This is a genomic window from Chryseobacterium sp. 7, assembly GCF_003663845.1.
In the GTDB taxonomy this organism is placed as follows: Bacteria; Bacteroidota; Bacteroidia; order Flavobacteriales; family Weeksellaceae; genus Chryseobacterium.
Window position 1 is genome coordinate 147,917 of record NZ_RCCA01000003.1, and the last position, 18,592, is coordinate 166,508.

An 18,592-nucleotide genomic window follows, 5' to 3' on the forward strand; every position below is an offset into this window, starting at 1 on the left:
AATAATACATGAAGCGAAAAGTCCTGCTCATCTATACCGGTGGAACCATCGGAATGGAAAAAGATTACGAAACCGGAAGTCTCCGTGCTTTTGATTTTGGTAATATATTTGAAAAAATGCCAGAAATGAGGCTGATGGAATGTGAAGTATTTGTTCACCCTTTTGCTAAGCCACTGGATTCCTCAGATATGGGTCCTGAAGAATGGAGAGTGATCGCTAATTATATTCAAAAAAATTATGATGATTATGATGGATTTTTGATCCTTCATGGAACGGACACCATGTCTTATACGGCATCAGCATTAAGTTTTATGCTAAAAGGATTAAGAAAACCGGTAATTATGACAGGTTCCCAGCTTCCTATTGGTGATTTAAGAACGGATGCGAAGGAAAATCTTCTAACGAGTCTTTATTATGCAAGCCTTTATGAGAATGATGAAGCAGTTATTCAGGAGGTTGCCGTATATTTTGAGTACAAATTATTAAGAGGAAACAGAACTTTGAAATATTCTGCGGAGTACTTTGATGCTTATTCAAGTCCGAACTACCCTATTTTGGGACAATCCGGAGTTCATTTGAATATTATTAAAGATAACCTGTTCCGTTGTGATCCGGAGGTAGAATTTCATGTGGATGAACATATTTCTGAGGATATTTTATTCTGGAGAATTTTCCCAGGTATGCATCTGAGCCACTTCAAAGAAATCCCTAAAATGAAGGTTCTAATCCTTCAGGTTTTTGGCTCAGGAACTATTTTCAGCAGTGCAAAAACTCAAGAAACGCTTCAGGAAATCAGAAATAACGGAACTGAAATTGTGGTGGTAAGTCAGTGTATTTCAGGAGGAATCTCATTCGGAAAGTATGAAAACAGTAATATTTTCTCCAGAATCGGAGCCATCAGCGGAAGAGATATGACTGCAGAAACGGCAATTACCAAAGCAATGCACCTGATTGATAACCCAAGTTACTCCGGAAGTTTCGCGGATAATTTCACCAGAAGCCTTTGTGGAGAAATTACAGATTAAATTGTAAGAATAATTTGGATATTCCAGAAATTACACTATTTTTGCAATCTCAAAAAGAGAGGTGTCCGAGTGGTTGAAGGAGCTACCCTGGAAAGGTAGTATACGGGTAACTGTATCGAGGGTTCGAATCCCTTCCTCTCTGCAAGAAAATAAAATCCTGTGCTGGTTTAGCACAGGATTTTTTTGTTTTCATAATACATTAAATAGGATATAACAATTATGATATAGCAAAGCTAGCATAGATTATTTTTAATTTTAAAATAATCTATTCAAAATCATAACTAATATTTAATGAGTCCAACATTTTTTTTGACTCCATAACTTTATTCTCGTCAGCTATAATTTCTACAAAATCATTTTTTCTATATAATTCTAACTTTTCAGCAACATCTTCTAATGAAGATAAACACTGATTAGAATATAAAACTTTTAATGCCAACAAAATATCTTGACTATTTTCTTTAATAATTATTTTTTTCATTTTTACTTTATCAACAGTAATATTAAGAGGTGCTAAACCTAATTCTCTGTAATTTTTTTTATTATCATTTAAATACTACCTTGATATTCTTCTATTGAATGATAATCTGTGATACAGATTATCATTATTTCTTTTGCTTCTTCAAAAGTAATTTGAATGAATTCTTTTCTCATTTCATTCATAGATTCTAAAGGAGATAATGTTTGTTTAAGCCCTATATAAGCTTCAAAAACATTTTTTCCATCTTTCTTTAATTTGCTGATAATAATCTTTACTTTATATAATTAAAATGTTTTCCAATCTTTCATTAAATCTATAAGTTCTTGTAAAGGCATTTCCATATTCTGATACTCTTGCTGATCCGAAATAAAGTATGCTATCTCTTTATCACATTTAAAGTGCCCAGAGTCATATCCAATTGGTAAAAACATACCATAAGGCTCTATAACTTCTTTCCATGTCTTATTTTCATTTTTAACATCTTCTAGCATATCTATAATTTCTTGAATGTTATCAGATTCACGAAATTTACCAATAAATAGACTTAACAATATATATTTCTCGTCAGTTGATTTTACAATCTGATAATCATTATCAATTACTTTGAATTCTACTTTACTCATTTTTAATGTTTTTTAAATGTTATGTATGCAGTTTGAATTTCTCTCGTTTTTGGATTTATATACATTTCAATTTTAATTCCATCTTTAGATATGCCAACATATCTATTACCTTCTCTTTCAATAATATTCGCACTTGCTTCTTGTACTACTTTCTTTATTTTATTGATATCCCATTTACTAGGAAAGAAAGTGTGAGTATCTGGCTTCAATTTCCATCTACCCATTTCTTCAACCCAGTATTCTATGTGTGCTAAACGTACTGTTTCTCCTGTAGGTAATATTTTTGTTCCGAGATTCGCTATAATTCTCACCAAACTATTATTTAATTTGTTTAAGATATGGAAACCTCCAACACTAGGACTATAATTAAATCCCCGCTCTGCAGCCCTTCCTCCTTGACTAGCAAGATATTCATATTCATCAACCAGATTATCGGCTTTAAATTTTTTTATACGAACATGTCCATCTTCTATATGCTTTTCAAATCGTTCTCCAATAATAAAGATTTTTTCTAATAAATCATCCAGATATTTTATAGCTGCCTCATTGCTCATGCCTTTTAACTCTTTTGCAAAAGCTGCAACCTGTTTTTTACTCCCTTTAAATACAGTAAAACCTTTATACTCCAATCTGGTTACAAAATTTCCATAAGGAAGATTAGCTCCCAGCCCGGTTTGTTCAAAAACAGTTTTAGGTTTTAATCCAAGATTACCTAGAGTTTCTGCTGTTTCTCTACTAAAGCCAAATCCTAAAAATTCTGCGACTTTAGAAAGTTTAAACCTTGCACTCAAAAACCATTTTTCAAGCTCATCCCAGACATTTTTCAGGAAATTCCAAAATGCTTTCCCTCCCTTTGAAAAGAGTTCCAACAAAGCACTTAATGCTTTATATGCCTGACCCTTACTATATTTTGATGCTGCTGAGAGAGCTGCTCCTACTTCTTTATTTACAGCCTGAATAATTTCAGCAACCTTACCAAGATTGGCGGCTTTCAAAACCTGTGTAAAAGGTATAAAAAAACTCGCAATAAAGGCAATACCGCTTCCTGCAATATAGGAAACCCTCACCCAATCATAATCTTCTTTATTATGAGTTTTACAAAAGTCTAATAACTTATTATACATCTCTGTAGCAGCATTTCCCAAATTTTCCAGAAAATGCCCCCCAAACAGAAAATCGTAAATATTATCCAATGTTTCCATCGCCCCTTGAAAATCAAGAACGGCATTGAAAGGGGCTTCTAGAATCTCTCCTACAAACTTGAATAATGAAGATATAAAATCTACTATTCCATTCCACAGACCACATCGAAACGCAACCCATAATTGCATTTTCCCTGCAAGAAACTCTCCTATACCACCATCTGCCAATTGGTAAACAGCATCTATCTCCCGGGTAACAAAGTCATTATAATATTGTATAAATCTCTTTATTGCGCCTGAATACTTTTTAATATATTGCTCAAGAATATTCGGAGTAATATCATGCAGATCTAAACCTTTTTTATTTTCAAAAAGTTTATCTATTTTATTAATAAGATCATCTGAAATAATAATTTTTTTGATAAGGTTATCTTTGTCAAAAAAATAATCTTCACTTTGAGTATCCCAGAAATCATCTGATATTTTTAAATAGTCTAAGCCATTCCCGATTTTATTACATGCCCATCCTAAAGCTTTTGATGTAGAAAAAAAATATACAAGCCCCTGTTTAAGTGCTGTTATCATCTTTTCTAAATTCACATTTTCTTTCTCAACATTTCCATTTTCAAGAAGTTCTCTTACAATATCAGCCTCAAATCCCGTTTCTTTAGAAAGTGTACCCATTACTGAGGAATTGAAAAACTTTTCATCCAGTTCTCCGTCTTTATTATAGAATTGCTTTTTTACTTCCGGTGAAACTTTTGCATATAATTTTTTGGAAGAAAAGAAATCTTCATCCCCCTCAATAAAGAAATAGATATCACTCTCCTCTAGTCTGGAAACCTGATAAGCTTCACGCACTTTGTTCCCGTCATCTGAAAAGAAAAAATAAACTTTAAACATCAACTTTTCATCAGGATCTTGTATCCCATTTAAATTCTTATCAAAAAAGACATCCAGAGAAGTGTATAAAAATCCATCTTTAGCTGTTTTTTTTAAATCATTTATTACAGATAGATTGCCTTTTTTTTCTATTTGTGCATCTATAAAATAAGATGTTTTAAGAGATTGTGACGTTTTGCTATTGTTTGGAGGTTTTATTTGTAGCAAAGGGCTCATATTATTCATCCCTCTTATCGTTTCTCCTAATGGATTAGGCAGAGGCATATTATTTTGAGTATTAAAAAAGTCCAACAAACTTTTGTTAGTTTGCTGCATCATGGAAGGGATATCCAAAAATGCTCCGTCTTTCCATTCTGCTAAAAGCTGCTTTTGCGAAGCATCATCAAAATCCTGTATTTCGTTTAAATAATTCTGAAGATCCATTTGTATTTCATTTTATATTATGTGATTTTTCTTGACACAAATATCTATCGTGAGAGCGACAAAACTCGACGTATTAAATTAATAGTCATATTTCTAGCAAAAACAACTAATACAAATCAGGCTTCAGTTTTACCTTTCATCTTTTCCTAAGTATTTCTACTAACCCCTACAATTGGTTATTTATACTATACCATATAATCTCTGTTCTTCGTTACTTTGAAATACAACCTAACCATCTAAAATCCAAATCGATATGACATCAACAAGTGTAAATACAAATTCTTCAGGTCAGTTAGTACTTGGAAACGGAGCACAGTTCTGGGTGTATCTTTCCCCACAAAATGATACCTCAAAAATGATTTCTACATGGCGTGTAATTTTCTCACAGGGAAACTGGAGTGACTTTATCTCAAGTGAGAATCCGACTAAACAAATTCAGACTCCTAATCTTTCCGGGATCTTTGAAATTAAAGTAGAATTATTGAGTGGATCTACCGGTACCTGGCGTCAGATTCCGCCACAACAGGGAAGTCATAATGAAATAGGCTGCAATTCCAACTGTGCTTCTATGGTAGGCATCGTTGCAGACAGCACAAATCCTCCTATTGGAGCCATCAATGCTCATTTTTGGACCACATGGGATGCTATGTGCGGAGTAAGACAGAACTAAATGTAAATAACAGTCCATACAACCAAATTGCCACAGTATTTTATATTGTGGCAATTTATTATTGCATCTATGTATCAGAAAATCAATCTATTTATAATTAAGTCAAAAATACTTGTCCACATTTCCACAAGTTATTAATAAGTTATCCACATTTTATTAACAATTATCCTTTAGTCCAAAAAGCTTTATTCCTAAATTTATCCTAAATCAGGTCTTTGCTTTGTCTTGTTTTTAAACAGTATTAAAAGATTTTGAATAAACAATTTATGAACAAAGCCTATAATTTTGACATCAATAAGTATTCTATCTGCGTCTCAACAATATTCATATTCATTTCATGGTTTCGCAGTCATTTAACATTAAAACAGTTATCCACACTATTGAGCATGAAGAAATTTTTTACAGTATTATTTTTATTGGGATTTATAGGAGCCACTATGCAGGCGCAGATCAGTCCACCCGGATTGGGAGATGCCAACAATGCATTCTGGGGAGCCTTTGGAGTGAAGCGGCAATTGGATTCTTTGGGTAAGAAACAGGCTTTGAGCTATATTGCAATAGGGAGAAAAAGCAGCCCGGATAATCATAATCTATTTTCAAAACAAGCTATCATCGTCTTGAATCATGAAGTTTATCATTCATTTGCTCCACATCAGCAGTACAGCTATGCTTTGAGTTACCGCCTGCAGCCACAATATGAAAGTACGGCTCCTTATGATAAGGAAAATACAGAACAGGAATTCAGGATTTACGGAAGATATGCCTACACTTTTGATCTTGGAAAAAAATGGAAACTGAAAAATACGGTACGACAGGAATTCAGGAAGTTTTTTGATGCAGACTTTCATCAGGTAGAAGAGGATTTTCAATTAAGAACCCGTATCAAAAGCCAGTTGACCTACAATTTATCTCCTAAAAATAATCAAAAGCTGGCGTTGAGTGCAGAAGCATTGTTCTCTATAAGTCATCTCAATGAACCGGATTCTAAATGGGATTCATTCGGGTATCGTGAAATGCGTATTGCAGCCTATTATATATTCACTATTCCCAATTCTCCTTTTACTGTGGATATAGGCTATATGGATGACCTCATCAGAGATAGCAGAAGTATTCATCATGGTGGCGTTCATTATCTGACCGCTGATCTGGTATGGAATATTCCTTATAAAAAGAGATAAAACCAACTTAAAAACCCAAAGTCTTTTACAGAATGTAAGAGATTTTTATTTGTTTAAATTACGTCAAGTTCTGTCGTATCGGGTATTTATTTTTGTGGTAGATCAAAACAAAAAATCTTGCAAGAGTTTGTAAAATCTACCCAAAATATAACACCAAAAACAAAGAACAATGATTTACACTAATGATTTCTTCGTAACAGGAAGCACTTATCCCAATGACAGTTTAGTACAGCTTAGATAGTTTCACTAACGAAAATGTAAATTTTAAAAAAGTCACTATATGGCATGACGGAACAGTAATGAATCCCACAAAAGCCGATGGCATTATTTATAGACAAAAAGATAACGATTATTACGCGGATGTCGACTGGCTAGCCAACCGTACCGTCTATGTAAAAAGATTCGGGGCAGTAGGTGATGGAGTTACGAATGATGCACCCGCCATCAGAAGAATGATTTCTTTTCTTCCGCAGAAAGATTTCATCGTAGTATTTGAAAATGCAAAATATATGCAGGGAGATGGAAGTTTCACCAAGAGATACGAACGAGTCGAAGACCCGAAAACAGGAATTCTGATCTACACTGGAGACGAGGAAGGTAACGCAGATATAGGTCCTGAACTCTTTTTCAGCTTTACGGACAAATCCGATTTTACCATCTACGGTAATGGAGCTCTTATTAAAGCTCATCCGAATAATCCACCTATTATTAACATGCGTGGCTTTGAATTTATCCGATGTAAGAATTTTAAAGTAGAAAACCTTAATTATGATGGTTCTAAAAACGACAGAAAACCGGATGGTGCAGATCCTAATGTGTATAATAATCAATCTGGTTTCAAGGTTAGTTCGTCTCAAAAATATGAACTGACAGACTGCAGATCTGATAATTGCTGTATGGATGGTTTTTTTATTTCTTCAGATGAACTTTTTGCCGAGATAAAAACCAATAACTGGAATGAAGATGGAATACTAAAAAACTGCCATGCAGATAATAACTATAGACAAGGATGCTCAATTGTAAACAGTAAAAGATTTAAAGTAATTGGCGGATCATATACCAATACAGGAAAAACTTACGGAACATCTCCAAAAATGGGAATTGATGCAGAGGAAGGTACAACTTCTGATTTTGGAAGAGGAAATACTGATGCTGTTTTTGATGGAGTTTTATTCGAAAATAATGAAAATGCGGGATTAGCCCTTCATTATGGTACCCGTGATGCAAATGTCACTAACTGTATCTTTAAAAATAATCCTTTATTTGTTGCTTCAGATAAAGACGCCTTAAGTTGCAATAATACTATTTTCAATAATAATTTCTATGATTCTCATGCAGAACTAAGAGGTGGCGGCGAGCATTTCTATGGTAACCGCTTTTATTTGTCTCCACAAAACCCTTTTCATATGGATATAATTTGTGAATATCCGCATTTTAAAAATAAAAAATGTCGTGAAACATTGATTTATAATAATTATCTTAAAAGAGAAGCTGGAACCGGACCTATTGGACAAGTTGCAGGATCATTAACGATAGGAGAATATAAAGATGGTGTAAAAGTCTTTAATAATACTTTCATCAATCTAGCCTCTAAAGATAACTTCCTGTTCACCTATGGTCCACAGGACAGAACACTGGAGTTCTATGATAACACATTCCATAGTACTGAAGCATTTCTAACCAACTCTCCTATTAATAATCTTATTTATACCAATATTGAAAGCTTATATAAAAATGCCTACAATAACAAAATAGAGATTCCCGGAATGCCACCAATGGTTTCCACTATAAAAAAGGCTCAGGCAGATAAACTGGTGAGAAGTTTTCATCTGGCAGATATATCTAAGGACAAATTTGTAGATATAACCTTTGATAATCTTGCAAGTGCCTTTGAAGCCAGAGATCTTTATCTTAAAGTAACTACAAAAGGATATTGGTATGATATGGATTCTACTCAGGTGAAAGAAGAAATTATCTCACTTTCTGATATAAAACCGATTAGCTATACCGGTACGATAGATGATTTCAAAAGACTTCCGGTTTCAACAGGCATTTATATTAAAAACAATAAAGCTACCCTTACTTTTACCCAAAGCAGTCCGGATTCAATTAATCAAAAGTGGGTTCTTGATATAGTAATTGAAGTATTAGGAAATTACACTGATGATTTCCCTGTTAATATCTCTGCTCCTTATGATACGAATAGCCAGCCCATGATGATCAATTTACCTATAAGTAAATCATTGAGCCAAGCCGATTCATCAGCTGCTGATATAAATACTCTCCGTAATGATTTCAACAGTTTATTATTAAAATTAAAAAATGCAGGGGTAATGCAAAACTAATAAAGTTCATCCCACTTATTTAGGCTGTCCCAATCATGAGGCAGCTTTTTTATTAACAGATGTTAAGATCATCCCTTATTACCCAGCTGAAAAATCCCGGTCATTACTGACCGGGATTTTAATTGAAAAACATAAGTTTTCCGCAATATAATTAAGTATGAATGTTTGGTGTAAAATTTTAGTTGCACAATGTGAGAAACTGTCGGCTCAGCTGCACATTGAATTTTGCTTCTGCTCTTGAACGTGCATAGATAGTCTGTTTAAAAGCGTGTACTGTTTTCAGTTTCTGATCAATAAATTCAGCAATCTGAGTTACAGAAAAAAGAAAGTCTCTGTATATTGCCATATTAACCGTCTGCCCATAGTAAGGAAGATAAGCTTTTAAAAAAGGAATTGCTTTCTGATGGCGGTTGTAGCTAATGCAATATCCCACTCCTTCCATAGATGTTACAATATCATAGTTATTAATATAGTCCTGAATATTTTTACTTCCATCCAGAGCATGAGCATTTTTGGAACAGTACTTATTGATCTTATCCAGGATATGCTGAGCATATTCCATCATCGATATATTTTTAAATTCAAAAACCTGATTCATTCCATTGGATGGGGATGTTCCGCTTTCACAATCTATACAGAAAGAAATCCCGATTTTGTCGTGATAAGGAAAAAAGCAGTCTTTCACTTCAATGGAAGCATCCGGCTTCAGCCTATCGTCTGTAAAATTATAATACACATACGGACTGTAAAGTTCAGCAAGAGCTTTCAGATAATCTGTTTCACTGGTATTGTGATATTCCTCAAACCATTTTTCAAGGTTATCGTAATAATTACTTTCAAAGTCGTTAAAGTTTAAGTAAAATGGTAATTCCATAGCTCTGTAATTTTGATATGACAAAGCTATATGCGTAATGCGACAAAACTTGACGCAATATATTTTTTGTGAAAAAGATTTTAGATGATTATTCCGTGAAAGATCAATTTTTGCTTCGAAAAGTCAATTGTGAAGCATTATTAACGCTAATGTTCGCAAGGTTTTTTTAGTAAGGTTTATATTTTGTTCGCAAAGGCACTTCGTTCAGCTAGGACATCAATCATCCATGGCTGAGTGAAATGACTTTGCGATCGTTCTTAAAAACAATAAAATATCTTAGCTGGCTTCGCGGTAAAATATTCCGAATCTCAAAAAACACGCACCTCGAAACCCGAAATCAAAAATTCACAATCGAATTCACCATTGACACTTATTTATCATAATTCTTCATCACATACTCAAAGTAGTGAATCATCTTCAGGTAGTTTTCTATGCTAAGGTATTCATTAGTACTGTGAATACTTTGCTGTTCGGCACTGTTGATCTGAATCGGCATAAATCGGTAGACGTTTTTACTTACAATTTCATATTTACCGGCATCAGTTCCTCCCAGTGTAAGATAAGGGGTAACAATAGCTCCGGGATGAATTTCTTTGACTCCCGCTTCTATCATTTTATAAGCTTTAGTATTGGTCTGTGAAATTGCAGAAGCTGCTCTGCTATTATCTATTTCTTCTACCTCAACATCAAACCCTTCAGTAGCTTTAGCAATGTGATCTCTTACATCTTTTATTGAATTTCCGGGAAGAAGTCTGAAATTAACGACAAATTCTACCTCGGGAGAAAGTACATTGGTTCCATCGCTACCTTTCATCATAGTGAGGGCAGTGGTAGTTCTTACCAAAGCATTGGTTGTATTGTTTTTGGTAAGCTGGGAAATCAAAACAGGTTTCAAAAGCCATTGATTAGCGAGCGCCATTCTTGTTGCAAAAGGCATTTCTCCACCAATATTATTAAAAAATTCTTTGATTAACGGAGTAATTACGGGTTTCATTTGGTGATCTTCCAAACGCTGCATGATAACAGCTGCTTTCCCGATAGCGCTTTCCATAGGAGGCATTGATGAATGCCCGCCCAATCCTTTTACTTTTATTTTTGCGGAAAGAAATCCTTTTTCAGCACATCCTACCACCGCTACATCTCTGTCTATGCCTGCTACATTTCCTTTTCGCATAATTAATCCTCCTTCATCGTAAACAGCATCAAACTTCAATCCTTTTTTCTTAAAATAATCTGCAATCTGCATTGCTCCTTTTTGTCCGCCTACTTCTTCATCAAAACCGAAAGCCAGATAAATATCACGTTGTGGAATCTGCTTGTTTTTAATCATGGAATTCATAGATTCCATTAAGGAGAAAAGCATTCCTTTCATGTCAATTGCCCCTCTGCCATAGATTCTTCCGTTAGCAACAGCTCCGGAAAAAGGAGCATAATCCCAATCTTCCGCTACTTTTGAAACAGGTTCCAATGGCTTATCATCCGGACGGAATACATTTTCTTCGTTATTTTTTATATCAGCATCTCCGGGAGGAACAACATCCATATGAGAAAGGAATAAAATAGGTTCCAGACCAGGATTGCTTCCTTTAAGCCTGAACACCAAGCCATATTGATTGACTTCAACATTTTCTGTGTTCTGATATACTAATGGATAAGAGGTTTTCAGATACGTTTTGAACTGATCAAACGGTGCATAATCAAATTCACCCAAACTCCCTGTAGAAACGGTAGGAACTTTTAATCCACCGGAAAATCTCATGACAGCAGAATCATTTTTTACGGGCTTCCATCCTTCACCTGCTCCTAAATTATTTTTCTTAAACGGATAGGTGTAGGTTTTGACCAATACTACAGCAGCCAGAATAACAATGATTCCCAACAGGATTAAAAGAATTTTTTTCATACAAGATAAGTTTTGTAAATTGATTTTATTCTATAAATATAACAAAGTATTTGCTGTTTAGCAAGTTAAAACCCTACTTTTCAACCGTTTAATCAATGAGACAGTGATTGAAAATTTTCAAAAAATGGGGAAAATCAATCTGTGATTATGATTTTTTTTGACAGATCATAAACGTAAAGTTTTTAACAGTAAGAATTTAGGCAAGAAATAACAAGTAGGGAATCGACCATCTGATCAGATGAAATTTCATCAATAAAAAAACTACTAATTATTTTGTGTTTAAAACAGGGAGATAAGGTTTTTCATTGTAAAATGTAAGAAAATCAAAGAATTTTCAGCAATAGAATTACCAATAAGATCAGGTACCCTGATTATTCATATCTGCCTTTACAAAGGATTGAATAAAATTAATTCAGGATTCCGTTCATTTCGGTTAAAATGATTGGCTTTCCATCCGTAATTACAAGAGTATGCTCATGCTGAGCCATATAACCGCCTTTATTTCCCACCATCGTCCAACCATCTTTTAATTCAACAGCAAGATTGGAATCAGTTGAGATAAAAGTTTCAATAGCCACAACGGAGTTTTTCTTAAAACGTCTGGTGTCATAGCGGTTCCTGTAGTTCAGTAATTCATCGGGCTGCTCGTGCAAGCTTTTTCCTACTCCATGGCCGGCAAGATTCTTAATGACTTTAAGCCCTCTTTTCTTGGCTTCTGTTTCCATTAAATATCCTATGTCAGCTATTTTCACACCGCCTTTTATGTTGTCGATTGCTTTTCTCAAAATATCTTTAGATGCCTCCACCAATTTCTGATGTCCGTGAATATCTTTTCCGATGACAAATGAGCTTCCATTATCAGCCCAATATCCATCCAGCTCTGCAGAAACATCAATATTAATCAGATCTCCTTCTTTCAAAATCCTATGATCAGTGGGAATACCATGGCAAAATTCATTATCCACACTAATACACGTCCAGCCAGGAAATCCATACGTCAGATAAGGAGCCGATTTTGCCCCAAAACCTTCCAGTATTTTGGCTCCATATTCGTCAAGATCTTTCGTGGTCATTCCCGGTTCAGCGTAATCCATCATCTTCTTTAGGGTGAAGGCAACCGCTTCACTTACTTTTTGCATTCCGAGCATCTGATCTTCGTTGGTGATTGACATAGTTTTTGGATTATTGTTGATAACTACAAAGTTAGGAAATTAAAATATTACAGTACAGCTATTTCCGTTGTACAAATCCATTTATAAAAAATTAAAGCCACTGCAGTTGCAGTGACTTTGTACTTTGTTTATGGAAACGAGCGAGACGCTCGTGTCAGCAGGATACTAATTATTTAAACCAAATTTATCTTCATAATTAAACCTTTCGATTCTACTAGATTTTTTTATAACTATTTCCAAAGAACCCTTTGGCTTTATTATTGAATCTCCAACGAAAATTTTTCCCCACCAGTCTCTATAAATAATTATACTATCGTTATTTCCGTAGACTAAGAATGGTATATTATGATTATCATAATTTATATATTTTTTGATGACTAAGGATTTTATTTCTTTTTCTCTCACTTCATCTAAAAAACCACCTCCACTTTCTGATGAAAATTTACGATTGTACAAAAAAATTACCGTAATAATAATTAACGCTATTAATAAACTCTTATTTCTATTCATTATTTATAATCTTTAGATGTATCGCTAACAAATCTAGTTTATGTTCTGGATATTAAAACTCCAAATGAAGGCTTATTTTGAAACCACTACTATTTGACACAGACCAGCCATAAGAATAATAAAATTTTCCTCCAAAAGTCCCCGTATTTGAATCTGCCACATAACCAACACCTCCAGTAACCCCAACAGAACCCATTAATTTTTGTAAAAAAAATAAATTTGAGAACAATATTGAAATAATTAGAAGTAGACTATTCAGGTGTTGGTGTTGTATTAACTTTTCCTTTTAAAATTTTCATAATCTTTATCTTTTTTCAAATTGCTGTTTCGACTACAACACTAGGATTTCCAGTTTTTTTTAGCTTTATCACTAACTTGATTAGGATTGATATCTTTTTGCTAAACTACTTCCTGAGCAGACATGCTCAAGCCTATGCATATGATAAATGCACCGAGATAAGTTTTCTCATTTCAATATTGTTTTCTGAGTTACGAACTAGTTTATTAAAAAACTTTGCAAATCTAACACCTTTTAAGACTTAAAAATCAATAATTAAATCTTATTTATAATATATAAGATTCTATTTCATTCTGATGCAAAAATATCTATGTGGTACGACAGAACATGTCGTATTAAAAAACAAAAAGGGTCGATCCTAAAAGAATCGACCCCAAAACATTAACTGTTTATTGATAGAATTATGATGTTTCTATTTCCAGCCTCCACCTAAACTTTTATAGATGTCGACTACTGTACTGAGCTGTTTCTGTTTTGCTTCGATGAGCTCCATTTTAGCATCCAGCGCATCTCTCTGGTTCAAAAGAACCTCAAGATAATCCGCTCTTGAATTACGGAATAACTGATTGGCAATATCAATAGATTGATCCAGAGCCTTGGTTTCCTGTGATTTCAATTGATAGTACTGATCTATATTTTTAACCTTCGACATTAAATTTGCAACATCCAGATAAGCATTTAATATGGTTTTATCATATTCATATAACGCTTGAACCTGTTTTGCATCTGCCGTCTGGAAATTAGCTTTTATCGCACTCTTATTGATAAGCGGCCCCGCAAGTTCTCCTGCCAGATTGTAAGCAATAGATTCCGGCATTTTAACAAGATATGAAGGTTTAAAAGCCTCCAGCCCTAATGTTGCAGAAATTTCCAAAGAAGGGTAAAATTCTTTTCTTGCCGCTTCAACATCTAATTTTGAAGCTTTTAATTCTAATTCTGCCTGTTTAATGTCAGGACGATTTGCCAATAACTGTGACGGAATTCCGGTATACACTGTAGGAGGAATGGTAGACATAAAGTTTTCCTTTGCCCTCACAATTGGTTGTGGATATCTTCCCAGCAAAGCATTAATTTCATTTTCCTTTTCAGTAATCTGCTGACGAATGGTGTATTCTGCAGCCTTGGATTTTGCCAATTCTGCTTCAAATTTCTTCACCGCAAGTTCTGTTGCCGCTGCGGCTTCTTTTTGAATTTTGGAAATTTCCAATGCTCTTTGCTGAAGCTTAATATACTGCTGTATGATATCCAGTTGGTTATCCAGAGCCAACAGTTCATAATAATTATCAGCAACTTCTTCAATAAGATTAGACAAAACGAAGTTCTTCCCTTCCACTGTAGAAAGATAATGAGCCACAGCAGATTCTTTTTCCGTTCTGAGTTTTTTCCAGATATCAATTTCCCAGCTTGCATTTAATCCTGCTTCGAAATTTCCAAGCGGATCCGGCATTTCTTTTCCTGGTTCAATTTCTGTGGTAGCATCACCTGCTCCTTCGCTCGTATAACGACCAGATTTTTTCAGTCCTGCTCCTATTCCTGCAGAAACCGTTGGAGTAAGTCTTCCTTTTTTAGCTAAAACACCACTTTTCGCAATTTCAATTTCCTGAAGAGTGATTAGCAGCTCCTGATTATTTTTTAAAGCTGTTTCAATAAGGGTTACCAGGTTAGGATCTGTAAAGAACTGTCTCCATGGCGTTGTTCCGCTATTGTTATTAGCATCCTGCTGTTCTTCCTGATTAAAGTTCTGAGGAATGTTTTCTTTTACCTCGTCTTTTATGACAGTCGCCATGGGCGCCTTACAACTTGCAAGTACAAGTGATAAGGCAATGGCTGCGATTATATTTTTAGTCTTCGAATTTTCCATCATGTTCATAAGGTTCAGTTTGTTCTGTTAGGGGATTTTCTTCTTCATATCTGGCCAGTCTTGACTTATCAGCAATGGTTCCGAAGATATAATACAATCCTGGGATAATCATCAATCCGAAAATGGTTCCGATTAACATCCCTCCTGCTGCTGCTGTACCAATGGTTCTGTTACCGATTGCTCCCGGTCCTGTTGCAATAACCAATGGAATCAGTCCCGCTACGAATGCAAATGATGTCATCAAAATCGGACGGAAACGAATAGCTGCCCCTTCAATAGCCGCTTTTGCTACAGGGATTCCTTCTTCAGCTTTCTTCTGTACGGCAAACTCTACAATTAACACGGCATTTTTACCTAAAAGTCCGATAAGCATTACCATTGCCACCTGTGCATAGATATTGTTTTCTAATCCTAAAAGTTTTAAACATAAAAAGGCTCCGAAAATACCCGTTGGCAAAGATAAAATTACCGGCAACGGAAGAATAAAGCTTTCATACTGTGCAGAAAGGATTAAATAAACGAATCCTAAACATACCAGGAAGATAAATACGGCTTCATTTCCTCGGCTTACTTCATCCTTAGAAATACCCGCCCAGTCAATACCAAATCCTCTTGGAAGTGTTTTATCCGCAACTTCCTGAATGGCCTGGATGGCCTGTCCACTACTATATCCTGGTGCCGGAGTTCCACTCACCTCTGCTGAATTATACATGTTGTGTCTCGTGATTTCTGACAATCCGTATACTTTTTCCAATCTCATAAAATCTGAGTAAGGAACCATCTGGTCTTTATCATTTTTCACATAGAGCTTCAACAGGTCACTCGGCAAGGCTCTATATTGAGGACCTGCCTGAACAATTACCTTATAAGGCCTGTCGAAACGAATGAAACTCGTTTCATAGTTAGATCCAATTAACGTAGATAAGTTATCCATCGCTTTTTCAATCGTTACACCTTTCTGTTCCGCAAGATCATTATCAATCTTAAGCATATATTGTGGGAAACTCGCAGAATAGAATGTAAATGCCGATCCAAGTTCCGGACGTTTTTTAAGCTCCTTCACAAAATCATTACTTACCTGCTCCATTTTATGATAATCCCCACTTCCTGCTTTATCCAGCAAACGAAGTTCAAAACCTCCCGCAGCTCCATACCCTGGTACTGAAGGCGGCTGGAAGAATTCAATATTGGCTCCTGGAATATTTTTGGCTTTTTCCTCCAGCTTTTCAATAATTTCTGCAGCTGACTCTTTACGTTCTTCCCAACTTTTAAGGTTGATCAAACAGGTTCCCGAGTTAGATCCGGTACCTTCTGTCAGAATCTCATATCCTGCAAGGGATGAAACAGACTGTACTCCATCAATACCTTCAGATTCTCTTAAAAGTTCTTTAGCAATCTGATTGGTTCTTTCCAATGTAGATCCCGGAGGGGTCTGGATAATGGCGTAGATCATCCCCTGGTCTTCTGCCGGAATAAATCCTGAAGGCAAAGAGTTACTCAGGAAGAATGTACAGGCACAAAATGCTAATAGTAACGGTAACGTTATTGTTTTTTTCGTCACTGTTTTGTTCAGCATCTTTTCATATCTTCCAGCTCCTTTTGTAAATATATTATTGAATTTATCAAGGAAAATAGTAATTAGAGTCTTCTTTTTAGTTTTTCCATGATTATTTTTCAGAATCAGGGCACACAATGCTGGCGTCAAAGTAAGAGCCACAATCCCTGATAAGATAATGGATGAAGCCATTGTAATAGAGAACTGACGGTAGAATACCCCAACCGGACCTGACATAAATGCAATCGGGATAAATACGGATGCCATTACCAGCGTAATTGCGATAATTGCCCCACTAATCTCATGCATTGCTTCTTCCGTTGCTTTTAATGGAGAAAGATTTTTTTCTTCCATCTTAGCGTGAACGGCCTCAATTACTACAATCGCATCATCTACTACAACCCCGATCGCCATTACCAAGGCAAAGAGGGAAATCATATTCAGCGTAATCCCGAATGCGGACATCACAGCGAATGTTCCTACTAATGAAACCGGAACGGCTAGCGCCGGAATTAATGTAGAACGCCAATCTCCAAGGAATAAGAATACCACGATGGCTACCAAAACGAAAGCTTCAAATAATGTGTGAATTACTTTTTCCATGGATGCATCCAGGAATCTGGAAACGTCATAACTGATATCGTAATGCATTCCTTTAGGGAAGTTATTCTTTTCAAGATCTTTCATCAATGCTTTTACGTTTTTAATAACGTCACTTGCATTGGATCCATAGGATTGTTTTACGGTAATTGCAGCAGAAGGCTTCCCGTTCAATGTAGAATAAATATCATACATGGAGCTTCCGAATTCTATATCAGCTACGTCTTTCAATCTTACAGATTCTCCATCCGGTTTTGCCTTTAGAATAATGTTTCCGTAATCTTTTTCATTGTTGAAACGACCCGAATATTTTAAGATGTATTCAAATGACTGAGAGCGTTTTCCGGAGCTTTCTCCTGTTTTACCCGGAGATGCTTCTAAACTTTGCTCATTCAGAGATTCCATTACTTCATCTGCTGAGATATTATAGGCTGTTAACCTGTCCGGCTTAAGCCAGATACGCATTGCATATTCACGGGTTCCCAGGATATCGGCAAAACCTACCCCGCTTACCCTTCTCAATTCAGACATTACGTTGATATCTGCATAGTTGAAAAGGAATTTCTGGTCAGCTTTAGGATCATCACTGTACAGGTTAATGTACATCAACATGTTGGGTTCCTCACGCGTGATCTTTACCCCTTCACGCACTACAAGAGGCGGAAGTTTATTCACCACCGAAGATACACGGTTCTGCACATTTACTGCAGCTACATTGGGATCTGTCCCCAGATCAAATACAAGCTGAATGGAAGCTTCCCCGTCATTTCCTGCATCTGAGGTCATATATTTCATACCCGGAACTCCATTTAATCCTCTTTCCAGAGGGATTACCACGGATTTAATCAACAATTCGTTGTTAGCTCCCGGATATTCTGCGGTAATATTTACTTTAGGCGGAGAAATAGATGGGAACTGAGTCACCGGAAGTTTTACCAATGACAAAACCCCCATAAATACAATAATCAATGAGATTACTATTGACAGAACAGGTCTGCGAATGAATTTTTTAAACATACTGCTTCATTT

At 35.5% G+C, this 18,592-nt stretch carries 13 protein-coding genes and 1 tRNA gene; 5 read left to right on the top strand and 9 right to left on the bottom strand.

Features of this window, described 5'->3' with window-relative positions; genetic code table 11:
• The first annotated feature begins 8 nt into the window (after positions 1 to 8).
• Positions 9 to 1,025, top strand: a complete 1,017-nt coding sequence (locus CLU97_RS22415) for an asparaginase (protein ID WP_121490075.1) — start codon at positions 9 to 11, stop codon at positions 1,023 to 1,025.
• Between the two features lie 55 nt (positions 1,026 to 1,080).
• Positions 1,081 to 1,167, top strand: a tRNA-Ser gene (locus tag CLU97_RS22420).
• 123 nt (positions 1,168 to 1,290) lie between these two features.
• Here CLU97_RS22420 and CLU97_RS22425 read toward each other — a convergent pair.
• The 3 genes from CLU97_RS22425 to CLU97_RS22435 form a co-directional block, all read right to left on the bottom strand.
• A complete protein-coding gene (locus CLU97_RS22425; protein WP_105702632.1) occupies positions 1,291 to 1,506 on the bottom strand; it encodes a hypothetical protein in 216 nt (71 codons plus the stop codon).
• Between the two features lie 284 nt (positions 1,507 to 1,790).
• Positions 1,791 to 2,129, bottom strand: a complete 339-nt coding sequence (locus CLU97_RS22430) for a hypothetical protein (protein WP_121490076.1) — start codon at positions 2,127 to 2,129, stop codon at positions 1,791 to 1,793.
• A 2-nt stretch (positions 2,130 to 2,131) separates the two neighbouring features.
• Positions 2,132 to 4,597, bottom strand: coding sequence for an EndoU domain-containing protein (locus CLU97_RS22435; protein ID WP_121490077.1), 2,466 nt, complete (start codon positions 4,595 to 4,597; stop codon positions 2,132 to 2,134).
• A gap of 253 nt (positions 4,598 to 4,850) precedes the next feature.
• Here CLU97_RS22435 and CLU97_RS22440 point away from each other — a divergent pair, with 253 nt between their 5' ends.
• The 3 genes from CLU97_RS22440 (at position 4,851) to CLU97_RS22450 (ending at position 8,790) form a co-directional block, all read left to right on the top strand.
• The gene (locus CLU97_RS22440; RefSeq protein WP_121490078.1) at positions 4,851 to 5,267 is read left to right on the top strand and encodes a hypothetical protein; all 417 of its coding nucleotides are present in this window, start codon (positions 4,851 to 4,853) and stop codon (positions 5,265 to 5,267) included.
• Between the two features lie 386 nt (positions 5,268 to 5,653).
• Positions 5,654 to 6,445 (top strand): DUF2490 domain-containing protein, encoded by a 792-nt coding sequence (locus CLU97_RS22445; RefSeq protein ID WP_183084665.1) that lies wholly within the window; start codon positions 5,654 to 5,656, stop codon positions 6,443 to 6,445.
• Positions 6,446 to 6,744: 299 nt separating this feature from the next.
• Positions 6,745 to 8,790, top strand: coding sequence for a hypothetical protein (locus tag CLU97_RS22450; protein ID WP_121490080.1), 2,046 nt, complete (start codon positions 6,745 to 6,747; stop codon positions 8,788 to 8,790).
• 178 nt (positions 8,791 to 8,968) lie between these two features.
• Here the strand turns inward: CLU97_RS22450 and CLU97_RS22455 are convergent, their stop codons facing one another.
• The 6 genes from CLU97_RS22455 to CLU97_RS22480 form a co-directional block, all read right to left on the bottom strand.
• Entirely contained in the window at positions 8,969 to 9,664 is a 696-nt protein-coding gene (locus CLU97_RS22455; RefSeq protein WP_121490081.1) for a hypothetical protein, read from the bottom strand.
• Between the two features lie 370 nt (positions 9,665 to 10,034).
• On the bottom strand, positions 10,035 to 11,567 hold the full coding sequence (locus CLU97_RS22460) for a M20/M25/M40 family metallo-hydrolase (RefSeq protein WP_121490082.1): 1,533 nt from the start codon (positions 11,565 to 11,567) through the stop codon (positions 10,035 to 10,037).
• Between the two features lie 407 nt (positions 11,568 to 11,974).
• Complete coding sequence (gene map / locus CLU97_RS22465) at positions 11,975 to 12,739, bottom strand: type I methionyl aminopeptidase (RefSeq protein WP_121490083.1); 765 nt, start codon at positions 12,737 to 12,739, stop codon at positions 11,975 to 11,977.
• 165 nt (positions 12,740 to 12,904) lie between these two features.
• The gene (locus tag CLU97_RS22470) at positions 12,905 to 13,249 is read right to left on the bottom strand and encodes a hypothetical protein (protein WP_121490084.1); all 345 of its coding nucleotides are present in this window, start codon (positions 13,247 to 13,249) and stop codon (positions 12,905 to 12,907) included.
• Positions 13,250 to 13,959: 710 nt separating this feature from the next.
• Positions 13,960 to 15,417: a TolC family protein gene (locus CLU97_RS22475; protein WP_121490085.1), complete on the bottom strand. Its 1,458-nt coding sequence runs from the start codon at positions 15,415 to 15,417 to the stop codon at positions 13,960 to 13,962.
• Entirely contained in the window at positions 15,389 to 18,580 is a 3,192-nt protein-coding gene (locus tag CLU97_RS22480) for an efflux RND transporter permease subunit (protein WP_121490086.1), read from the bottom strand. Before CLU97_RS22480 ends, CLU97_RS22475 begins: the two co-directional genes overlap by 29 nt.
• Positions 18,581 to 18,592 lie beyond the last annotated feature (12 nt).

What these genes read in the sequence shown, in the direction of transcription:
- CLU97_RS22415 (WP_121490075.1), top strand. Translation starts at nt 9, where the DNA reads ATGAAGCGAAAAGTCCTGCTCATCTATACCGGTGGAACCATCGGAATG.
- CLU97_RS22425 (WP_105702632.1), bottom strand. Translation starts at nt 1,506, where the DNA reads ATGAAAAAAATAATTATTAAAGAAAATAGTCAAGATATTTTGTTGGCA.
- CLU97_RS22430 (WP_121490076.1), bottom strand. Translation starts at nt 2,129, where the DNA reads ATGAGTAAAGTAGAATTCAAAGTAATTGATAATGATTATCAGATTGTA.
- CLU97_RS22435 (WP_121490077.1), bottom strand. Translation starts at nt 4,597, where the DNA reads ATGGATCTTCAGAATTATTTAAACGAAATACAGGATTTTGATGATGCT.
- CLU97_RS22440 (WP_121490078.1), top strand. Translation starts at nt 4,851, where the DNA reads ATGACATCAACAAGTGTAAATACAAATTCTTCAGGTCAGTTAGTACTT.
- CLU97_RS22445 (WP_183084665.1), top strand. Translation starts at nt 5,654, where the DNA reads ATGAAGAAATTTTTTACAGTATTATTTTTATTGGGATTTATAGGAGCC.
- CLU97_RS22450 (WP_121490080.1), top strand. Translation starts at nt 6,745, where the DNA reads ATGAATCCCACAAAAGCCGATGGCATTATTTATAGACAAAAAGATAAC.
- CLU97_RS22455 (WP_121490081.1), bottom strand. Translation starts at nt 9,664, where the DNA reads ATGGAATTACCATTTTACTTAAACTTTAACGACTTTGAAAGTAATTAT.
- CLU97_RS22460 (WP_121490082.1), bottom strand. Translation starts at nt 11,567, where the DNA reads ATGAAAAAAATTCTTTTAATCCTGTTGGGAATCATTGTTATTCTGGCT.
- map (WP_121490083.1), bottom strand. Translation starts at nt 12,739, where the DNA reads ATGTCAATCACCAACGAAGATCAGATGCTCGGAATGCAAAAAGTAAGT.
- CLU97_RS22470 (WP_121490084.1), bottom strand. Translation starts at nt 13,249, where the DNA reads ATGAATAGAAATAAGAGTTTATTAATAGCGTTAATTATTATTACGGTA.
- CLU97_RS22475 (WP_121490085.1), bottom strand. Translation starts at nt 15,417, where the DNA reads ATGAACATGATGGAAAATTCGAAGACTAAAAATATAATCGCAGCCATT.
- CLU97_RS22480 (WP_121490086.1), bottom strand. Translation starts at nt 18,580, where the DNA reads ATGTTTAAAAAATTCATTCGCAGACCTGTTCTGTCAATAGTAATCTCA.